The 16,904-nt window shown below is 70.1% G+C and carries 14 protein-coding genes; 1 reads left to right on the top strand and 13 read right to left on the bottom strand.

Going from position 1 to position 16,904, the window contains the following annotated elements; all coding sequences use genetic code 11:
• Positions 1-35 precede the first annotated feature (35 nt).
• The gene (locus tag ABZU75_RS05680) at positions 36-1,181 is read right to left on the bottom strand and encodes a glycosyltransferase family 4 protein (RefSeq protein ID WP_355549875.1); all 1,146 of its coding nucleotides are present in this window, start codon (positions 1,179-1,181) and stop codon (positions 36-38) included.
• A 72-nt stretch (positions 1,182-1,253) separates the two neighbouring features.
• On the opposite strand from ABZU75_RS05680, the gene ABZU75_RS05675 reads away from it, so the two are divergent.
• Positions 1,254-2,264: an LCP family protein gene (locus ABZU75_RS05675; protein ID WP_355549873.1), complete on the top strand. Its 1,011-nt coding sequence runs from the start codon at positions 1,254-1,256 to the stop codon at positions 2,262-2,264.
• Between the two features lie 13 nt (positions 2,265-2,277).
• Here ABZU75_RS05675 and ABZU75_RS05670 read toward each other — a convergent pair whose 3' ends face one another.
• From ABZU75_RS05670 to thrC, 12 genes are all read right to left on the bottom strand, one after another.
• Positions 2,278-3,723: a sugar transferase gene (locus ABZU75_RS05670; RefSeq protein WP_355549871.1), complete on the bottom strand. Its 1,446-nt coding sequence runs from the start codon at positions 3,721-3,723 to the stop codon at positions 2,278-2,280.
• 112 nt (positions 3,724-3,835) lie between these two features.
• Positions 3,836-5,254, bottom strand: a complete 1,419-nt coding sequence (locus ABZU75_RS05665) for a hypothetical protein (RefSeq protein WP_355549869.1) — start codon at positions 5,252-5,254, stop codon at positions 3,836-3,838.
• 109 nt (positions 5,255-5,363) lie between these two features.
• Positions 5,364-6,584 carry a hypothetical protein gene (locus tag ABZU75_RS05660; RefSeq protein WP_355549867.1) on the bottom strand — a complete coding sequence of 407 codons (1,221 nt, stop codon included), beginning with the start codon at positions 6,582-6,584 and terminating at the stop codon, positions 5,364-5,366.
• On the bottom strand, positions 6,581-7,264 hold the full coding sequence (locus ABZU75_RS05655) for an L-threonylcarbamoyladenylate synthase (RefSeq protein ID WP_355549865.1): 684 nt from the start codon (positions 7,262-7,264) through the stop codon (positions 6,581-6,583). Before ABZU75_RS05655 ends, ABZU75_RS05660 begins: the two co-directional genes overlap by 4 nt.
• 98 nt (positions 7,265-7,362) lie before the next feature.
• The gene (gene prmC, locus ABZU75_RS05650; RefSeq protein ID WP_355549863.1) at positions 7,363-8,217 is read right to left on the bottom strand and encodes a peptide chain release factor N(5)-glutamine methyltransferase; all 855 of its coding nucleotides are present in this window, start codon (positions 8,215-8,217) and stop codon (positions 7,363-7,365) included.
• Positions 8,218-8,226: 9 nt separating this feature from the next.
• Positions 8,227-9,279: a peptide chain release factor 1 gene (prfA, locus tag ABZU75_RS05645; protein WP_355549861.1), complete on the bottom strand. Its 1,053-nt coding sequence runs from the start codon at positions 9,277-9,279 to the stop codon at positions 8,227-8,229.
• Positions 9,280-9,389: 110 nt separating this feature from the next.
• A complete protein-coding gene (rpmE, locus tag ABZU75_RS05640; RefSeq protein WP_343975689.1) occupies positions 9,390-9,608 on the bottom strand; it encodes a 50S ribosomal protein L31 in 219 nt (72 codons plus the stop codon).
• Positions 9,609-9,803: 195 nt separating this feature from the next.
• On the bottom strand, positions 9,804-10,448 hold the full coding sequence (locus tag ABZU75_RS05635; protein ID WP_355549858.1) for a response regulator transcription factor: 645 nt from the start codon (positions 10,446-10,448) through the stop codon (positions 9,804-9,806).
• Between the two features lie 12 nt (positions 10,449-10,460).
• Positions 10,461-11,780, bottom strand: coding sequence for a sensor domain-containing protein (locus ABZU75_RS05630; RefSeq protein WP_355549856.1), 1,320 nt, complete (start codon positions 11,778-11,780; stop codon positions 10,461-10,463).
• Between the two features lie 130 nt (positions 11,781-11,910).
• A complete protein-coding gene (gene rho / locus ABZU75_RS05625) occupies positions 11,911-13,953 on the bottom strand; it encodes a transcription termination factor Rho (RefSeq protein WP_355549854.1) in 2,043 nt (680 codons plus the stop codon).
• 466 nt (positions 13,954-14,419) lie between these two features.
• A complete protein-coding gene (gene thrB, locus ABZU75_RS05620) occupies positions 14,420-15,397 on the bottom strand; it encodes a homoserine kinase (protein WP_355549852.1) in 978 nt (325 codons plus the stop codon).
• 272 nt (positions 15,398-15,669) lie between these two features.
• Positions 15,670-16,728 carry a threonine synthase gene (gene thrC, locus ABZU75_RS05615; RefSeq protein ID WP_355549850.1) on the bottom strand — a complete coding sequence of 353 codons (1,059 nt, stop codon included), beginning with the start codon at positions 16,726-16,728 and terminating at the stop codon, positions 15,670-15,672.
• Between the last annotated feature and the right edge of the window lie 176 nt (positions 16,729-16,904).

Here is a 16,904-nt window from a genome sequence, read left to right as displayed (position 1 = left end):
GTTCCGGCGTAGCACCTTACCGCTCACCCCGACCCTCACGCCGCCCCCGTGACGAGCGTGTAGGCGTGGGCGAGCCGGTCCGCCTGGAGCCCGGAGGTGTGCTGCCCCGCCAGCGCGCCGGCGAGCCGCCGTACCGCCTCCTCGCGCCGCGGGCGGTCCCCGAGGTCGGCCACCGCCCGCGCGCACCCGGCCGGTGTCGTCACCAGGTCGGGTACGCCCAGGCTGCGCAGCGCCGGGATGTCCCTCGCCACCACGGGCAGGCCGGCTCCGACCGCCTCCAGCACGGAGATCGGGGCGCCCTCCCAGCTCGCCGTGTGGACGTAGACGTCCGCGGTGCCGAGCAGGGCCAGCGCCTCCTCGCGGGCGAGCCAGCCCGTCACGACGACCCCGGCGTCCTGAAGGACACGGCGCAGGGCGGGGTCTCCGTCGCCGATCCAGACCCACCTGATGGACTCGTCGCTCGCGCGGGCGGCGGCGGCGAAGAAGGCGGGGTCCTTCTGCGCGCAGACGCGGCCGACCGAGACCGCGACAAGGCCCGGCCGGTCCCCGGGCTCCCGCGGTTCCACCGCCGCCGGGGTCTCGGGGACGACGTTGGGGACGTAGACCACGCGCTGGCCGCCGCGGAGCCGGGCCGCGAGCTCGGCCTCCCTCGGGCTCACCGCCGCCACGACGCCGGTACGCGAGGCGAGCAGCGTCTCGGCCAGGCGGAAGCCGTACCGGACGGGAAGCGCGACATCGGTCCGCTCGAAGGCGTAGCAGTGCGGGCTGTAGACGATCCGCCCGGTGGGAACCGGCGGGCAGGAGCGGACGTAGAAGCCCGCGTAGGAGGAGTGGGCGTGCACGATGTCGGGACGGATCTCCCGGTAGGCGGCGGCCACGTCGCGGATCCTCGCCAGGTGCCCGTCGGAGAAGACCCTGACCCCCTTGAGCAGGCGATCCTCGCCCAGCAGGGGGTCGGCCGCGTCGTGCGCCATCAGCAGCCAGTGCTCGTGGTCCGGTGTGGCCTCGACGTAGGTGTGGACGGCGCTGGCCACCCCGCTGCCCCAGCACTCGGTCACATGGAGCACCCGCACCACCTGCCCGGGGCGGGTGCCGCCGGGCGCGGGCCGCTTCACGGCGTCAAGCCCCACCAAGACCTCCGTGACGCGAGTGATGAACGAGTTGACCGTGCTAACTGCCACCAGCGCGACATAAGGTATCGCAGGTTGCATGGCACTTCTTTTGGTATGTCTGACTCGATAGGGGCACCCCCGATGCATCGCGCCCTCCGCCTCCTGCTGATCACCGGAACCGCCGGAATCCTGATGGGTGCCTGTACCGCTGGAACGCTCTACGTCTTCCAGAGCAGCCTCGACAGCGACATCGTGCGCATTCCCGACGCCATCCCCACCGCTGAGGCCGATCGGCCCCCCGCCGAGCTGGGGGTGGGTGAGAACTGGCTGCTCGTCGGGACCGACACGCGTTCGGAGAGGACGACCACCGGCAAGGACGCGAGGACCCGGCTGTGGCGCCCCGGCGAGCAGCGCACCGACACGATCATGCTGATCCACCTCGCCGACGCCGGGAACCGGATCAGCGTGATCTCGATCCCGCGGGACTCGTGGGTCGCCATTCCCGGGAAGGGCAGAGCCAAGATCAATGCCGCCTTCTCCTGGGGCGGCCCCGCCCTGCTGATCAAGACGGTCGAGAAGCTCACCGGTGTCCGCGTCGACCACTACGCCGCGATCGACTTCCAGGGGTTCTCCGCGGCCACCGACGCGATCGGCGGGGTCGACGTCGAGGTGACGGAGACCGTCCGGGACCCGCTCAGCGGCGTCACCTGGAAGGCCGGCCGCCAGCACCTCGACGGCGAGAAGGCCCTGCAGTTCGTCCGCCAGCGCGTCAACCTCCCCGGCGGGGACCTCGACCGGATCAAGCGTCAGCAGGCGCTGCTGCACTCCATCGCCGGCAAGGTGCTCAGCGCCGAGACCCTCGCCAACCCCGTGAAGGTCAACAACCTGCTGCGCGCCCTGACCAAGGCGATCAGCGTCGACTCGGGGGTCACCCCGGGGATCATCAGGTCGCGGCTGTTCGATCTGGCCGGCGCCGACGGGTTCCAGTACACCACCATGCCGGTGCGGGGCAGCGGCATGGAGGGCTCGCAGAGCGTCGTGTACCTGGACACACGGAAGGTGCGGGCCCTCAGCCAGGCGATCCAGGACGACCGCGTCGACGACTACATCCGGGAGAGCGACAGTGCCAACGCCGTCGACGAGATCCGTTGAGTGCCCGTTGGTGTCAGTAGGCTCCCCGGGCACGCGCGACGGCCCCCCAGGTCTTCCAGAGCAGCTGCAGGTCCAGGATCAGTGACCAGTTCTCGACGTAGCGGAGATCCATCCGCATCCGCTCCTCCCAGGAGAGGTCCGAGCGTCCGCTGACCTGCCACAGGCCGGTCATCCCCGGCCGGACCACCAGCCTGCGGTGGATGTCCGCGCCGTACAGGGCGAACTCCGCGGGCACCAGCGGGCGTGGCCCGACCAGCGACATCTCCCCGCGGACCACGTTGACGAGCTGCGGGAACTCGTCGAGGGAGTACCGGCGCAGGAACGTTCCCACCCGGGTGACGCGCGGGTCGTCCCGCATCTTGAGCAGCGCCGCCTCGATGTCGAGGCCGCCCAGCCGGTCGGCGCCGGTCACCATCGTCCGGAACTTGAGGATCTGGAACTCGCGCCCGCCCTTCCCCACCCGGGTCTGCCTGAACAGCGCCGGCCCGTCGCTCGTGGCCCGGACCGCGACGAAGATCGCCAACATCGGGATCGCGAGAACGGCCAGCACCCCGGCGGCCACCACCCTGTCGAACACGTTCTTCACGATCTGGTTGATCCCTCCGAAAGAGGGGTGGTCCACGTGGAGCAGTGTCATGCCGGCGACCGGGCGGACGCTGACCCGCGGTCCGGCGACGTCCATCAGGGACGGGGCGACGAACAGATCGGTGTCGGTGACCTCCAGGCTCCAGGCCAGCCTGCGCAGAGCCACGCCATCCAGCTCAGGACAGGCCAGGACCGCCACCGCGTTCGCCGACGTCCTGGCCACCACCTCGGCCACGTTGGTGAAGTCGCCGAGGATCGGAACCCCGTCGACGTCGGGGACGCATCCGAGCTCCGCCCCCTCGGGCAGGCAGGCGGCGACCACGCTCATGCCGTACCCGGGCTGATGACGCAGTTGCATCACCAGGTCCATCACCGCCACCTGGTGCCCGACCGCGACGACCCGCGTGACCGCCTCGTGGGGGTCCATCCTGTGCAGGTGCCGGCGCAGGGCGCGGCGGAAGGCGAGGGTGAGCAGGATCGCCATGGGCAGCATGGCGATGACGATGCTCCTGGCGATCATGAGCTTGGTGATGTAGGCACCGATCGCGACGACCGCGGCCAGCCCCAGGCCACCGTTGAACACCAGGCGGACCTCCTCCAGGCCACCCGCCTGGACCCGCCCTCGGTACGCCCCCACGAACGACATCGCCACCGGCCAGGCGATCACCAGCCCCGCCGAGAACACCATCTCGAACCAGGGGACGTAGCCGCCCCACCACCATCTGGCTCCCAGCACCACGGCATAGGCCACCAGGGCACAGCAGAGGTCACCCGCGACGAGCACGCGGGTGATCGACCGCTTCCGCCCGTTCCCCGGAACGAGCGGGGCAGCCGGAGGGCGCTCCGCTCTGCGCTCGGTCGACGTCGCACTCATACGCTCTCACCTTCTTGCTGGACAAGCACAAGAAGGACGTGCGATCCGCATCATGCGTTTACCTGTCCACCAAAAACAACAAAAATCACATCAAGCTTGGTTTTCTGGCCTGTCACCTGGGAATACGCGACCGCTCCGGATCCTTCTCCCGCCTCCAGAGGAGGGCCACGGCCAGCAGCGCCTGCGGGATGGCCGGAAGGGCGTAGCGCCGATCGAACACCGAGGTCGCCGCGGGTATCAGCAGCAGCGCCACCGCGAAGGCCCAGGGGAGGGCGATCTCGGGCCGCCTCCACCTGACCGCTCCGGCCGCGCCCGCCATCAGCAGCACGCCGAGGAGCAGGCCCGTCGCGTATCCCTCCACCTTCAAAAGACCCGCCGCCCTGGGCGCGGGCGGCTCCACCGCGTCGTGGCCCAGGGCCGTGGCGACCAGGAGATCCCCTCCCTCGTACGCGCGAACGTCCCGCACCGGATCGGCTCCCGGCACGTAGGTCGCGTTGACCCCGGAGTCGTACCCCAGTTCCTCGGCCGTCGGCGGCATCGGTATCCAGGGCTCGGCGAAGAAGGCGCCGGTGTCCCTGGCGACCGTCGCGGCGAAGTCGAGGGGCTGCTCACGAATCGCCCGCCAGGAGAAGCTCGACGCCAGGTTGTTGACGTCCTCGCTGAAGACGTCGACGCCCATGCTCTGCAGGGGGGTGCCCGGATACCAGATGTAGGTGTCCGACTTCGGGCGGGTTCCCGGCGGTGCCTGCGTGCAGAGTCCCCGCTCGGGAATCGGAGGGGCCATCCTCTCGCAGTCCGCGAAGTCCATGACCCTCCCGTAGAGGAAGATCCCGTTGCTCCGGGTGAACGCGACGCTGCCGTGCCACGCCCGGAACCACAGCCCGTAGCCGGCCAGCGGCAGGACGGCCGCGACCGTGAAGGCGATGACCGGGCGCGGGCCGACGCGCCGGACGACCAGGTATCCCACCACCAGCAGGATCAGCGGCAACCCTGCCGCGCGGGCCAGCGTGGCGAGGGCGAGGAGCACCCCCGAGAGCGCGACGGCCCAGGCGGGGGGCGAGCGCCACCAGAGCACCACCACCACGGCCCCGATGGTCAGCGGAACGAAAAGCGCCTCGCTCATGATGGCGCTCTCCATCTTGAGCTGCCACGCGCCGAACATCACGGGAAGGACGACAAGTGTCGCCCCCCAGCCGGGGAGCGAGGTTCTCCGCCGCAGCAGCGCGTAGACACCGGTGACCGAGACGAGGGCCAGCAGGTGCTGGACCGTGACCACCAGCGTGAAGCTGTGAAACGGCTTGAGCAGCCAGAGGAACAGCGGGTAACCGCTGGGCCGCACCACATGCGGCTGGGGCCGCAGGGCCAGCGCGATATAGGCGTAACTGTCGTTCTTGGCCAGCACGGGAAGCTGGGTCACCGTGATGCCCGCGCGGACCACCGTCCCGGCCACCAGGGCACCGACGAAGAACGCGTTCCGCCTGATCAGATGGACGACGGCCGCCCGCGGCGGCCCACTCGGTCGGGTAACCATTCCGCTGTCGTCCTCTCACCGCGCCGAACACCCGGTAGATGACGGATGACAGGGCCATCAGGGTCACATACGGACCAGGATTCCTATCAGCAACAGGTGATTATTTTCTTCACATGAATGACGGTTTCCGGCCGGAGAGCCGCGCGATCACCCGCCGCGCGATCGGACGGGCGCTGCGGACGGCCGTGGCCAGTCCCGGGAGAGGATCGTCGGCGGCGAGCCAGGCGAACTCCCTCCCACCCCCCTCGGGGATCTGGTAGGCGCGCGTCGCGCGTCGATAGGCGACCCGGGCAGGAACGTCCAGGTTCTCGACGATGATCCTGCGCCCTTCCACCTGCGTTCCCGGCGGGACCGCCTGGCCGGTCAGCGTCAGGTAATGGGCCCGGATCACGTCGATCCCCGCGTCGGTTTCGAAAAGCCGGAACTGCGCTCCCACCCGAGGGTTGAAATCAAGAAGCTTGTACTTTCCGTCACGGTGGTCGAGCCGCCAGTCGAGATCGGCGACGCCCGCGTAGCCGGTCTCCTTGCAGAGCCTGGTGGTCAGGCTCACCAGCTCCGGGTTCGCCACCGAGTAGGCGTACGTCGTCACCCCCACGTGCGGCGGCCACGACCGTACCTTCACCCCGGTGAAGGTGACCACCGCGTTCCCCTGCGCGTCACAGCAGACGTGGGCGATCCAGTCCGTCGACTCCGAGCGCGGCAGGTACTCCTGGACGAGCGTGTACGGCGTGGCCGGCCACGTCGCGGCCAGCTCGCGCAGCTCCACCGGCGTCTCCACCACCGTGGAACGGCTGACCGCCGGCGCGGCCAGCCGGAGCCACGGTTCGGAGTTCTTGAGCACGACGGGAAAGGTGAGCTCCCCGGCGATCTCGTCGATCTGGTCGAGCGAGGTGATCAGCCGTGACTCCGGAACCGGTATGCCGTGGCGCCGGCACAGCCGGAACATTTCGTGCTTGCTGGCCAGCAGGCGCGGCAGGTCACGCGGGACCGGCGGTAGCAGGAGGTGCTCGGACAGGATCTCCGCGTGCTCGGCGAGCAGGATCGCCGCCTCGTCGTCCGTCGCCACGGCCACCGCCCTTCCCGGCAGCGACGCGGCGATCTCCCGCAGCCCCCGCACAAGATGCTCAGCGGGCTCGGCCCCAGTGGTCGGCCAGACGATCTGGCCGGCCCGGTAACGGGAGAGCGCCGCCGCGGTCAGGCGACCCTCGGCGATGACGTGAACAGCGACCCCGAGCCGTCCCAGCGTCCGCACGACGCCGACCGCACCGTGGTGAAGCGGGTAGTGCCCGATCTTGACGAGAAGGACGGGAACGCTCGGGTCCACGTTCACCCACCGGACTCTGTGCCACCGTCAGGCTCGGGACCAGCGTCGGTGGCGACGTAGCCGATCACGCCGCGCAGTCTCTCCACCGCGACCGCCCCGCGCCGCAGCAACCTGGGCACCGCGGTGGTCAGGTCCAGGATCGTCGAAGGGGTGTCGCTCTCACACGGCCCGGCGTCGAGATAGACCGACACCGAGTCGCCGAGCTGCTTCTCCGCGTCGGCGGCGCTGGTCGCGGCGGGGGCACCGGAGCGGTTGGCGCTGGAGACGGCCATCGGGCCGGTCTCCTTGAGCAGGTCGAGGGCGACCGCGTGCAGCGGCATCCGGATGGCGACGGTGCCCTTGGCGTCCCCCAGGTCCCAGGAGAGCGACCGGTTCGCGCGGCAGATCAACGTGAGCGGCCCCGGCCAGAAGGCGTCGACGAGATCCTGGCCGTACGGACCGAGATTCTCCACCAGGGCGTTGGCCGCCCGGACGGTCCCGACCAGCACGGGCACCGGCATGTCACGGCCGCGGCCCTTGGCCTCCAGCAGGGCGGTGACCGCGGCGGGTGCGAAGGCGTCTGCGCCGATACCGTAGACGGTGTCGGTAGGCAGCACCACGAGCTCCCCCCGCCGCAGGGCGGACGCGGCCTCTACCAGGCCCGCGGCGCGCTGCTCGGCATCGATGCAGTCAAAACGTCGGCTCACTGTGCCTCCTCAGGATCGCTCGCTACGCGCATTCGCGTACCTCCTCGTCCACCGGCACGTCACCGACGGCCAGGATCCCCTCGCTCACGGCGTGCATCCTATTCCTGGCCGAAGCGGGCGGTGACGAAGCGGTCCCTGCGCGTCAGGTCCTGGCGGCTGCGGACGTCGCGCCAGCCGTTCTCCTCAGAGAAGATCAGATAGACCGGGGTGCCCTGCTGATCGGCGTGTTCCACGGCGACGAAGCCACCGGGGCGCAGCAGGCGCCTGGCGGTCCTTTCGACGGCCCTGACCTCGTCGAGGCCGTCGCTGCCCGACCCGTACAGCGCTCGGTGCGGGTCGTAGTCGCGGACCTCGGGGTCACGGGGGATCGCGCCGGGCGGGATGTACGGCGGGTTGGAGACCACCAGGTCGACCTGGTGGTCCAGCTCGGAGAGGGCGTCGGCCAGATCCTCCGGGTGCAGGTGGACGCGGCCCTGACCGTGCTCGATGATGTTGCGCTTGGCCCAGCCGTAGGCGTCCGGGTCGACCTCGACCGCGTGCACGGTGGCCAGCGCGACCTCCTGGGCGATGGACAGCGCGATGGCACCGGACCCGGTGCCGAGATCCACGACCACGGGCGAGGCGACGTCCATCTCCCGCAGCCTGTCGATCGCCCAGCCCACCACGATCTCGGTCTCCGGGCGCGGCACGAACACCCCCGGCCCGACCTCCAGGGACAGGTAGCGGAAGTAGGCCCGCCCGGTGATGTGCTGGAGCGGCTCGCGGGACTCCCTGCGGGCGACGCCCTCCCAGAACAGGGCGTCGAAGTCGGAGTCCTTCACGGTGTGCAGCTCACTGCGCCGTACACCGTGCACACATGCGGCGATCTCCTCGGCGTCGGTGCGCGGCGACGGCACACCTGCCTCGGCGAGCCGGGCGGTGGCGAGGGCGATCTCGTCCAGCAGAAAGGTCATGGGCGCGTTCTATGAATGGTTGGCGAGCTTCTCCGCCATCTCAGCGTTGAGCAGGGACTGGATGACGGCCGTGAGATCCCCGTCGAGCACCTGGTCGAGGTTGTACGCCTTGAAACCGACGCGGTGATCGGAGATGCGGTTCTCGGGAAAGTTGTAGGTGCGGATGCGCTCGGAGCGGTCGACGGTGCGGATCTGGGACTTGCGCTCGGCCATGGCGGCGGCGTTGGCCTCCTCCTCGGCGATCGCCTGCAGGCGGGCCCGCAGGATGCGCATGGCCGACTCCTTGTTCTGGAGCTGGCTCTTCTCGTTCTGGCAGGAGGCGACCACCCCGGTCGGGAGGTGCGTGATCCGCACGGCCGAGTCGGTGGTGTTGACACTCTGACCACCGGGACCGCTGGAGCGGTAGACGTCGATGCGGAGGTCGTTCGGGTCGATCTGGACGTCGACGTCCTCGGCCTCCGGGTAGACCAGCACCCCGGCGGCGCTGGTGTGGATGCGCCCCTGGGACTCGGTGACCGGCACCCGCTGGACGCGGTGCACACCGCCCTCGAACTTGAGCCTCGACCAGACGCCCTCGTCGCCCCTGGCCTTCAGGGCGATCGTGACGTCCTTGTAACCGCCGAGGTCGGAGTGGGTGGCGTCGATGAGCTCGGTCTTCCAGCCGATCCGCTCGGCAAACCGCAGATACATCCGCAGGAGGTCCCCGGCGAACAGCGCGGACTCCTCGCCGCCCTCGCCCGCCTTGATCTCCATGATGATGTCCTTGTCATCGTTGGGATCACGCGGGACGAGCAGGTGCCTGAGCTTCTCCTCCAGCTCGGGAACCCGCGCTTCGAGCTCCTTGGCCTCCTCCGCGAACGCCTCGTCCTCCGATGCCAGCTCCCTCGCCGTCCCGAGGTCCGCCTGGACGCCCTCGAGCTCGCGGTAGGTGTTGATGATCGGGGTCAGCTCGGCGTAGCGCCTGCCGAAGGTGCGCGCCTGCTTCTGGTCGGCGTGCACGGAGGGGTCGGCGAGCTTGAGTTCCAGCTCGGCGTACTCACTGAGCAGCTCGTCGAGGTTCACCGTGCGTCCTTCCTTGAAAGCCCTTTTAAGCCTGCCTCATCACCACGAACGCCGACTCGGGCACCCCCCTTTCGCGGGAGGGTTGTTCCGAGCCGGCGTCGGGATGGGGGCTACTGGCCCGTGGACTTCTTGCCGAAGCGCTTCTCGAAGCGCGCCACCCGGCCGCCGGTGTCCAGGATCTTCTGCTTGCCCGTGTAGAAGGGGTGGCAGGCGGAGCACACGTCGGCGTGGATCACGCCGTTCTTGGCGGTGCTGCGGGTGGTGAAGGAGTTACCACAGGTGCACGTCACCTGAGTGGCGACGTACTCCGGGTGGATGTCGGGCTTCATGTCGTCTTTTCCTCTCCAAAACGCGGTCGCCGGGTCGCCACTGTCTCTCGCCGATGAGGCTTGCGCGCTGGCACACCGAGGTGCGCGCGGGCGGGAACCGGAACCGCTGCGGTTCGGCTACCAGTGTGCCAGATCCTGCAACCATCCCAGGCCACAAGACATTCCCCGCCCTGGAGAGACCGGGGCTGCGGGCGTTCACCTGCCCAGATACGCGAGCACGGCGAGAACCCGGCGATGGTCGTCGGTGGCGGGCTCCAGGCCGAGCTTGCCGAAGATGCCGGAGATGTGTTTCTCCACGGCGCCCTCGGTGACGAGCATGCGCCCGGCGACCGCGGCGTTGGAACGGCCCTCCGCCATCAGGGCCAGCACCTCTCGCTCCTTCGCGGTCAGCGACTCCAGGGGATCTCCCCTGCGCTGGCGGCCCAGCAGCTGCCCGATCACCTCCGGATCGATGACCGTTCCCCCGGCGGCCACCCGGCGCACCGCGTCGAGGAACTCGGCCACGTCCGCTATCCGCTCCTTGAGCAGGTAGCCGACCGCCGCGGCGCCACCGCCGATCAACTCCGTGGCGTACTGCTCCTCGACGTACTGCGACAGCACGAGGATCGGCAGCCTCGGCCGCCGGCTCCTGGCCTCCAGAGCCGCGCGCAGTCCCTCGTCGGTGTGCGTCGGCGGCATCCTGACGTCGACGATCGCCAGGTCCGGATCGTGCTCGACGACCGCGGCCACCAGCCCCGGGCCGTCGCCCACGACCCCGACGGTCTCGATGCCCCCGTCGGCCAGCAGCCTGGCCAGCCCCTCGCGCAACAGCACCGAGTCTTCGGCGATCACCACCCGCATGTGTTCAGGCCCTCACCATTCGCAGGGCAGCTCGGCCCTGATCATCGTGGGGCCGCCGAGCGGGCTGTCGACGCTCAGGGTGCCGTCGATGGTCGCCGCCCGGTCGGCCAGCCCGGCGAGACCGCCTCCGGGCCGCGGCACCGCGGCGCCGACCCCGTTGTCGTAGACCTCGACGATCACCCGCTGCTCCTGCCGGCTGACCCGGATGGACGCCTCGGTGGCCTCGGAGTGCTTGGCCAGGTTGGTCAGGCACTCGGCCACGACGAAGTACGCGATGCTCTCCACCGCCGGCGGGGGCCGGTGCGAGACCTCCACCGCCAGATCCACCCGTACGGGCGCGCGCGCGGCGAGCGACGACAGGGCGGCGTTCAGCCCCCTGTCGGTGAGGATCGCCGGATGGATGCCCCTGGCGAGGTCACGCAGCTCGGCGATGGCGGCCTTGGTGCCCCTGTGCGCCTGGTCGAGGAGCTCCCGGGCCGCGGTCGGGTCGGAGTCCAGCTTGGCCTGGGCCCGGCCCAGGTCCATGGCCACCGACAGCAGCCGCTGCTGTGCGCCGTCGTGCAGGTCACGCTCGATCCGGCGCCGCTCGGCCTCGGCCGCGTCCACCCCGCGGGCCCGGCTGGCCCGCAGGTGCGCGGCGCGGGCCGCCAGCCGGTTCTTCTCCCCCGTGCCCAGCAGGGCGGCGCCGAGCAGGCCGTGCAGCCAGGCCATCCCCCGGGTCGCGTACAGGGCCGCGAGCAGGAACCCGATCCCGATCAGCATGCACAGCAGCGCCTTCGGCCCGCTGTCGATCGGCAGCTCGCCGATGGGGGTCATCGGCTCCCCCACCAGCAGCAGAGGCAGTGGCGCCACGGTCAGGCCGAGCCCGAGCGTCCACAGGACCGCCGAGACCGTGAACTCCCCGATCCCGATCGGCAGCAGCAACAGCAGGTAGAGCAGATCCTTCCAGGTGGCGGGGTCGACGAACATGTCCTTCCAGCGCAGGAACAGGTTGTCGCCCTCCGATGGCCGGTAGGGGCTGGGGATGTCGACGCCGAAGGCCAGCCGGAGGAACCGGCGCTCCAGCATCGCCACCCCCCGCCAGGCCAGCATGGTCAGGGCGAGGAGCGGCAGCCCGATCCACACGATCACCAGCGCCAGGGAGAGCGGGATCACCGAGGCGAGGAACGCGAACCAGGCGAGGCCGTGGAACAGGCTCACCAGCAGGTAGGGAACGGCCCGCCAGGTCATCGGGTCGACGAACATGCCGAGGGGACCGTTCGGCCCGAAGGGCACGCGCCGCCGGAGCGGCGTCCTGACCACGGGCGTGCTCACCATTGTCTCGGCAGTCACGCGCCCCCCTGTCGTCCGCGAAAATGCGTCCTGAAGTAGGGATATCCCGAAGACCCGGGTCAGACAAGCGCTTTGGAAACGCCGAACGCCCCGGCCTGAGGGGCCGGGGCGTTCAACGTGCGGTGAGCGGTCAGTCGCGCTCGGAGCTGACGGTCGTCTTCTGCACCTGGAGCAGGAACTCCGCGTTGGACTTGGTCTCCCTCATCTTCTCCAGGAGAAGCTCGAGAGCCTGCTGCATGTCAAGGGCGTGCAGCACGCGGCGGAGCTTCCAGATGATCTGGAGCTCGTCCTTGCCCATGAGGATCTCCTCCTTGCGGGTGCCGGACGCGTCGACGTCCACCGCGGGGAAGATCCGCTTGTCGGCAAGCTGCCGGTTGAGCTTGAGCTCCAGGTTGCCCGTGCCCTTGAACTCCTCGAAGATGACCTCGTCCATCTTGGAGCCGGTCTCGACCAGCGCGGTGGCGAGGATCGTCAGCGAGCCGCCGTTCTCGATGTTGCGGGCGGCACCGAAGAAGCGCTTCGGCGGGTAGAGCGCGGTGGAGTCGACACCACCGGACAGGATGCGGCCGGAGGCCGGGGCCGCCAGGTTGTAGGCGCGGCCCAGACGGGTGATCGAGTCGAGCAGCACGACCACGTCGTGGCCCAGCTCCACCAGGCGCTTGGCGCGCTCGATGGCGAGCTCCGCGACCGTGGTGTGGTCCTCGGCCGGGCGGTCGAAGGTCGAGTGGATGACCTCGCCCTTCACCGACCGCTGCATGTCGGTGACCTCTTCCGGACGCTCGTCCACCAGGACGACCATCAGGTGGCACTCGGGGTTGTTGTGGGTGATCGCGTTGGCGATCGCCTGAAGCACCATCGTCTTGCCCGCCTTGGGCGGGGAGACGATGAGACCACGCTGGCCCTTGCCGATCGGTGCCACCATGTCGATGATCCGGGTGGTCAGGATGTTCGGCTCGGTCTCCAGGCGCAGGCGCTCCTGCGGGTAGAGCGGGACGAGCTTATTGAAGTCAGGGCGCTGCCGCGCCTGCTCCGGGTCCATGCCGTTGACCGTGTCCAGGCGGACGAGCGCGTTGAACTTCTCACGGCGCTCGCCGTCGCGGGGCTGGCGGACGGCGCCGGTGACGACGTCGCCCTTGCGCAGGCCGTTGCGGCGGATCTGGGCCAGCGAGACGTAGACGTCGTTGGAACCCGGCAGGTAACCGCTGGTCCTGACGAACGCGTAGTTGTCGAGGATGTCGAGGATTCCGGCGATCGGGATCAGCACGTCGTCGTCGCCCACCACGGGCTCGTTGCTGTCGAAGCGGTCGCGGCCACGGCGGTTGCGCTCGCGGAACCGGCCGCGACGGCCGCGACGGTCGTCGTCGTCGCCCACGCCGTGCTGGTCGCTGCGGTCCTGCGGCCCCCGGTTCTGCGGGCCACGGTCGCCGCGGTCTCCACGGTCGCCGCGCTCACCGCGGTCGCCGCGGTCGCCGCGCTCACCGCGGTCGCCGCGGTCGCCGCGCTCACCGCGGTCGTTGATCCGCTCGCCACGGTTCTGGCCGGTGTCGGCGGCGCGGGAGTCGGTGCGCTGGTCTCCGCGCTGGTCGCCGCGCTGTTCGCCGCGGTTGTCGCCACGCTCGCGGCGGTCGTTGACGCGCTCGCCGCGCTCGCCGCCACGGCCACGACGCTCACCGCGCTCGCGGCGGCTCTCGCCACGCTCGCCGCGGCCCTCGGCCGGGACGGCGTCGATAGTCTGCTGCTCCACGACAGGCTCGGGAGCGACGACGGCGGCCACGGGATCGGGAGCGGGCGGCGCCTGCTCCACAACGGGCTCGGCGGCCACGACGGGGCGGGAACGTTCCCTGCGGGTGCGTGCCGGACGCTCGACGACCGGCTCGGCCGCGGCTGCGGGGACGGCTACGGCCGGAGTCTCCTTGGCGGTGACGGGAGCCTGGGCACTCTCGGCGGAGACGCCCTGCTTCTCCTGGATGGCCGCGATGAGCTGGCTCTTGCGCATCCGCCCTGTCCCGCTGATGCCGAGACCGGAGGCCATGGCCTGCAGTTCGGGCAGCACCATGGCGGACAGGCCGGTGCCGGAGCGACGGCGCGGCTTGGCCGCGGGGCGGGTGGGGGTGTCGCCGGACGCCGGCGCCGTGCCGGTGACGTCGGAGAGGAGTTCGGTGGTGTCGCTCACTAATGGGTCCTTCCCAGGGGTCGGGCGTGGCCATGATCAGCCAATCGTCCCGGTGGTGCGATCGACCCGGTGGGACAGACCGGGTCGGGTTGCACGTTGCGATCCTCGACGGCCCATGGAGAGCCGCCGCCACTGTCGGAGAAGGGTTGATCCAGGCCGTCACCATCGAGAATCGCCGACGGTGGGACTTGGAGGACACCCCCCCGGATTGCTACCGGCAACCAGATGTCGAGGTAGATCGAACGCGCATGTCCCCTAAAACGCCGCCTCTTCGTTGCCCCAGCCGAATGTGGAGCATTCGGAGGCGACGGATTCGGGGAGGCCACTGCGGCGATCACGCCTCACGGAGTGAGACATGATGCAGCGATGTGTGGCTGACAAGCACGCACCCAACGCGGGGCACCTGGTGCGGCTATCAGCCTAACATCACCAGCGCACACAGCTATTCCCTGAAGGTCGAGAGATGTCAGCGTGTCTCAGGAGAAACAACGCGGGCACCCCGGGTTTCGACATCCAGTGGCCGGATGTGCCAGTCATTACCCACTTCTGCTGCGATCAAATCCTGCGTATTCACGGTCGAAAACGCAAGAACCGTGGGCCCCGCTCCCGAAACGACCGCGGCGACGCCCGCCTCGCGCAGCCGCCGTACCAGGTCGGCGGTGAGCGGCATCGCGGGCGCGCGGTAGTCCTGATGGAGGCGGTCCTCGGTGGCGGCCAGCAGGAGTTCCGGTTCCGGCCTGGCCGTCAACGCCGCGACCAGCAGCGCGGCCCGCCCCGCGTTCGCGGCGGCGTCGGCGTGCGGCACCGCCTTGGGCAGCAGCCCCCGGGCGACCTCGGTGGACAGCCGGTACCCGGGGATGAGGACCACGGGCCTGACGTCGGAGTGCGGGAGCAGCCGCACCAGGTGCGGCGTGCCCGTTCCGTCCGTCCATGCGACGGTGAGCCCGCCCGCCAGGCACGGCGCCACGTTGTCGGGATGGCCCTCGATCTCGGTGGCCAGCGCGAAGACCTCGTCGTCGGTGAACTCGGGCCGCGCCCCCGGCCGGTGAGCGGGGGCGGAGCCGTCCTGATACGGGGTGGTGGCCAGCGCGCGGGCGGCGATGATCCCGGCGCAGATCGCGGCGGAGGACGACCCGAGGCCGCGGGCGTGCGGGATGCGATTGAGACAGCGCAACCTGATCCCGAGCGGCTGCCCGAGCCCCATCCGGTCGAAGGTCGTGCGCATCGTGGTGACGATGAGGTGCCCCTCACCCCCGTCAAGCTCGCCGGCGCCCTCTCCCTCGACCTCGATGACGGCGCTCCGGGAGCCGGAGCCCCCCGAGGGCTCGAACAGCTCGACCTCGACCTCGTCGTGGAGGTCGAGTGCCAGACCCAGCGTGTCGAATCCCGGGCCGAGGTTCGCCGAGGTCGCGGGGACCTGGACGGTCACCTTGCCGCTGATCATAGATCTCCCGGGGCACGGCTCGATGGCGTGGCCATGGCGGACAAGTGGCTTCTCCTATCTGCCCGGTTCTGTGGGATTTCCAGGTGCGATACCGGGGCGGTCGCGGCGTGCCGGGTTCACTGGGCCCCGCCCCTTGGATCTTCCGCCCATCGTGGCCGGGCGGTGCCTCGCCACGTTGCCGCCGGTCACCGCGGAACGCCACGGCTCCCTCCGCCGTCCCGCGGGGCACCGCCCGACCGGCCCTCGCCACGACAGGATCCGTGGCACAGGACCTAGGCGAGTTCGAGGGCGACGGCCGCGGCGTGCGCGTCGATCGGGATCGTCACCGGGGCGGGGGCGCCCGAGATGGCCCAGTCGGGGTCCTTGAGGCCGTTTCCGGTCACCGTGCACACGACGCGCTGCCCCGGCTCGACCAGGCCCTGGCTGTGGGCCTGGAGGAGGCCCGCCACGCTGGCGGCGGAGGCGAGCTCGACGAAGACGCCCTCCTCCTGGGCGAGCAGCTTGTACGCGGCGGCGATCTGGCGGTCGGTGACGGCCTGGATGACGCCGCCGGACTCGTCGCGGGCGGCCTCGGCGAGCCGCCACGAGGCGGGGTTGCCGATGCGGATCGCGGTGGCGATCGTGTGCGGGTGGGTCACCGGCGCACCGTTGACGATCGGCGCGGAACCGCTGGCCTGGAAGCCGAACATGCGGGGCGTTCTCGTCGCGATGCCGTCACCCGCGTACTCGGTGTAACCCATCCAGTACGCCGAGATGTTGCCCGCGTTGCCGACCGGGATGCAGTGGATGTCGGGAGCGTCCCCGAGCGTGTCGACGATCTCGAAGGCGGCGGTCTTCTGGCCCTGGAGCCGGAACGGGTTCACCGAGTTGACCAGCGCGATCGGGTAGTTCTCGGAGAGCTTCCTGGTCATCTCCAGGCAGTCGTCGAAGGATCCCTCGACCTGGAGCAGCCGGGCCCCGTGGACCAGCGCCTGGGCCAGCTTGCCCATCGCGATCTTGCCCCGGGGCACCAGCACGGCGCAGGTCAGGCCCGCGCGGACCGCGTAGGCGGCGGCGGAGGCGCTGGTGTTGCCGGTGGAGGCGCAGATGACCGCCTTCGCCCCGTCCTCGACGGCCTTGCTGATGGCCATGGTCATGCCACGGTCCTTGAAACTTCCCGTCGGGTTGAGGCCCTCGACCTTCAGGTAGACCTCGCAGCCGGTCAGCGCCGACACCCGGTTCGCCGGGACGAGCGGGGTGCCGCCCTCCAGGAGCGTGACGACGGGCGTCGCCGTGGTCACCGGAAGTCGGTCACGGTACTCCTCGATGAGGCCACGCCACGCCCTGGTCATGATTGCTCCTCCCGCGCGCGGCCAATCCGTGCGCGTGCTACCTGCGGTGTTGGAAAAAGAGTCTACGGGCAACCTGTTCAGTCTTGGGATGCGCTGTCCACCGAATGGACACCCGGGGCGTCCTGCCTACAGGAAACCCTAAGAATGGGCCGGTAGGGTCTGCGGAGCTTGACAGG

Origin of the sequence: Streptosporangium sp. NPDC005286, assembly GCF_040607515.1 — a bacterium.
Lineage (GTDB): Bacteria > Actinomycetota > Actinomycetes > Streptosporangiales > Streptosporangiaceae > Streptosporangium.
The sequence above is the reverse complement of the archived record's forward strand: the minus strand, read 5'-3'. Positions and strand labels throughout refer to the sequence as shown.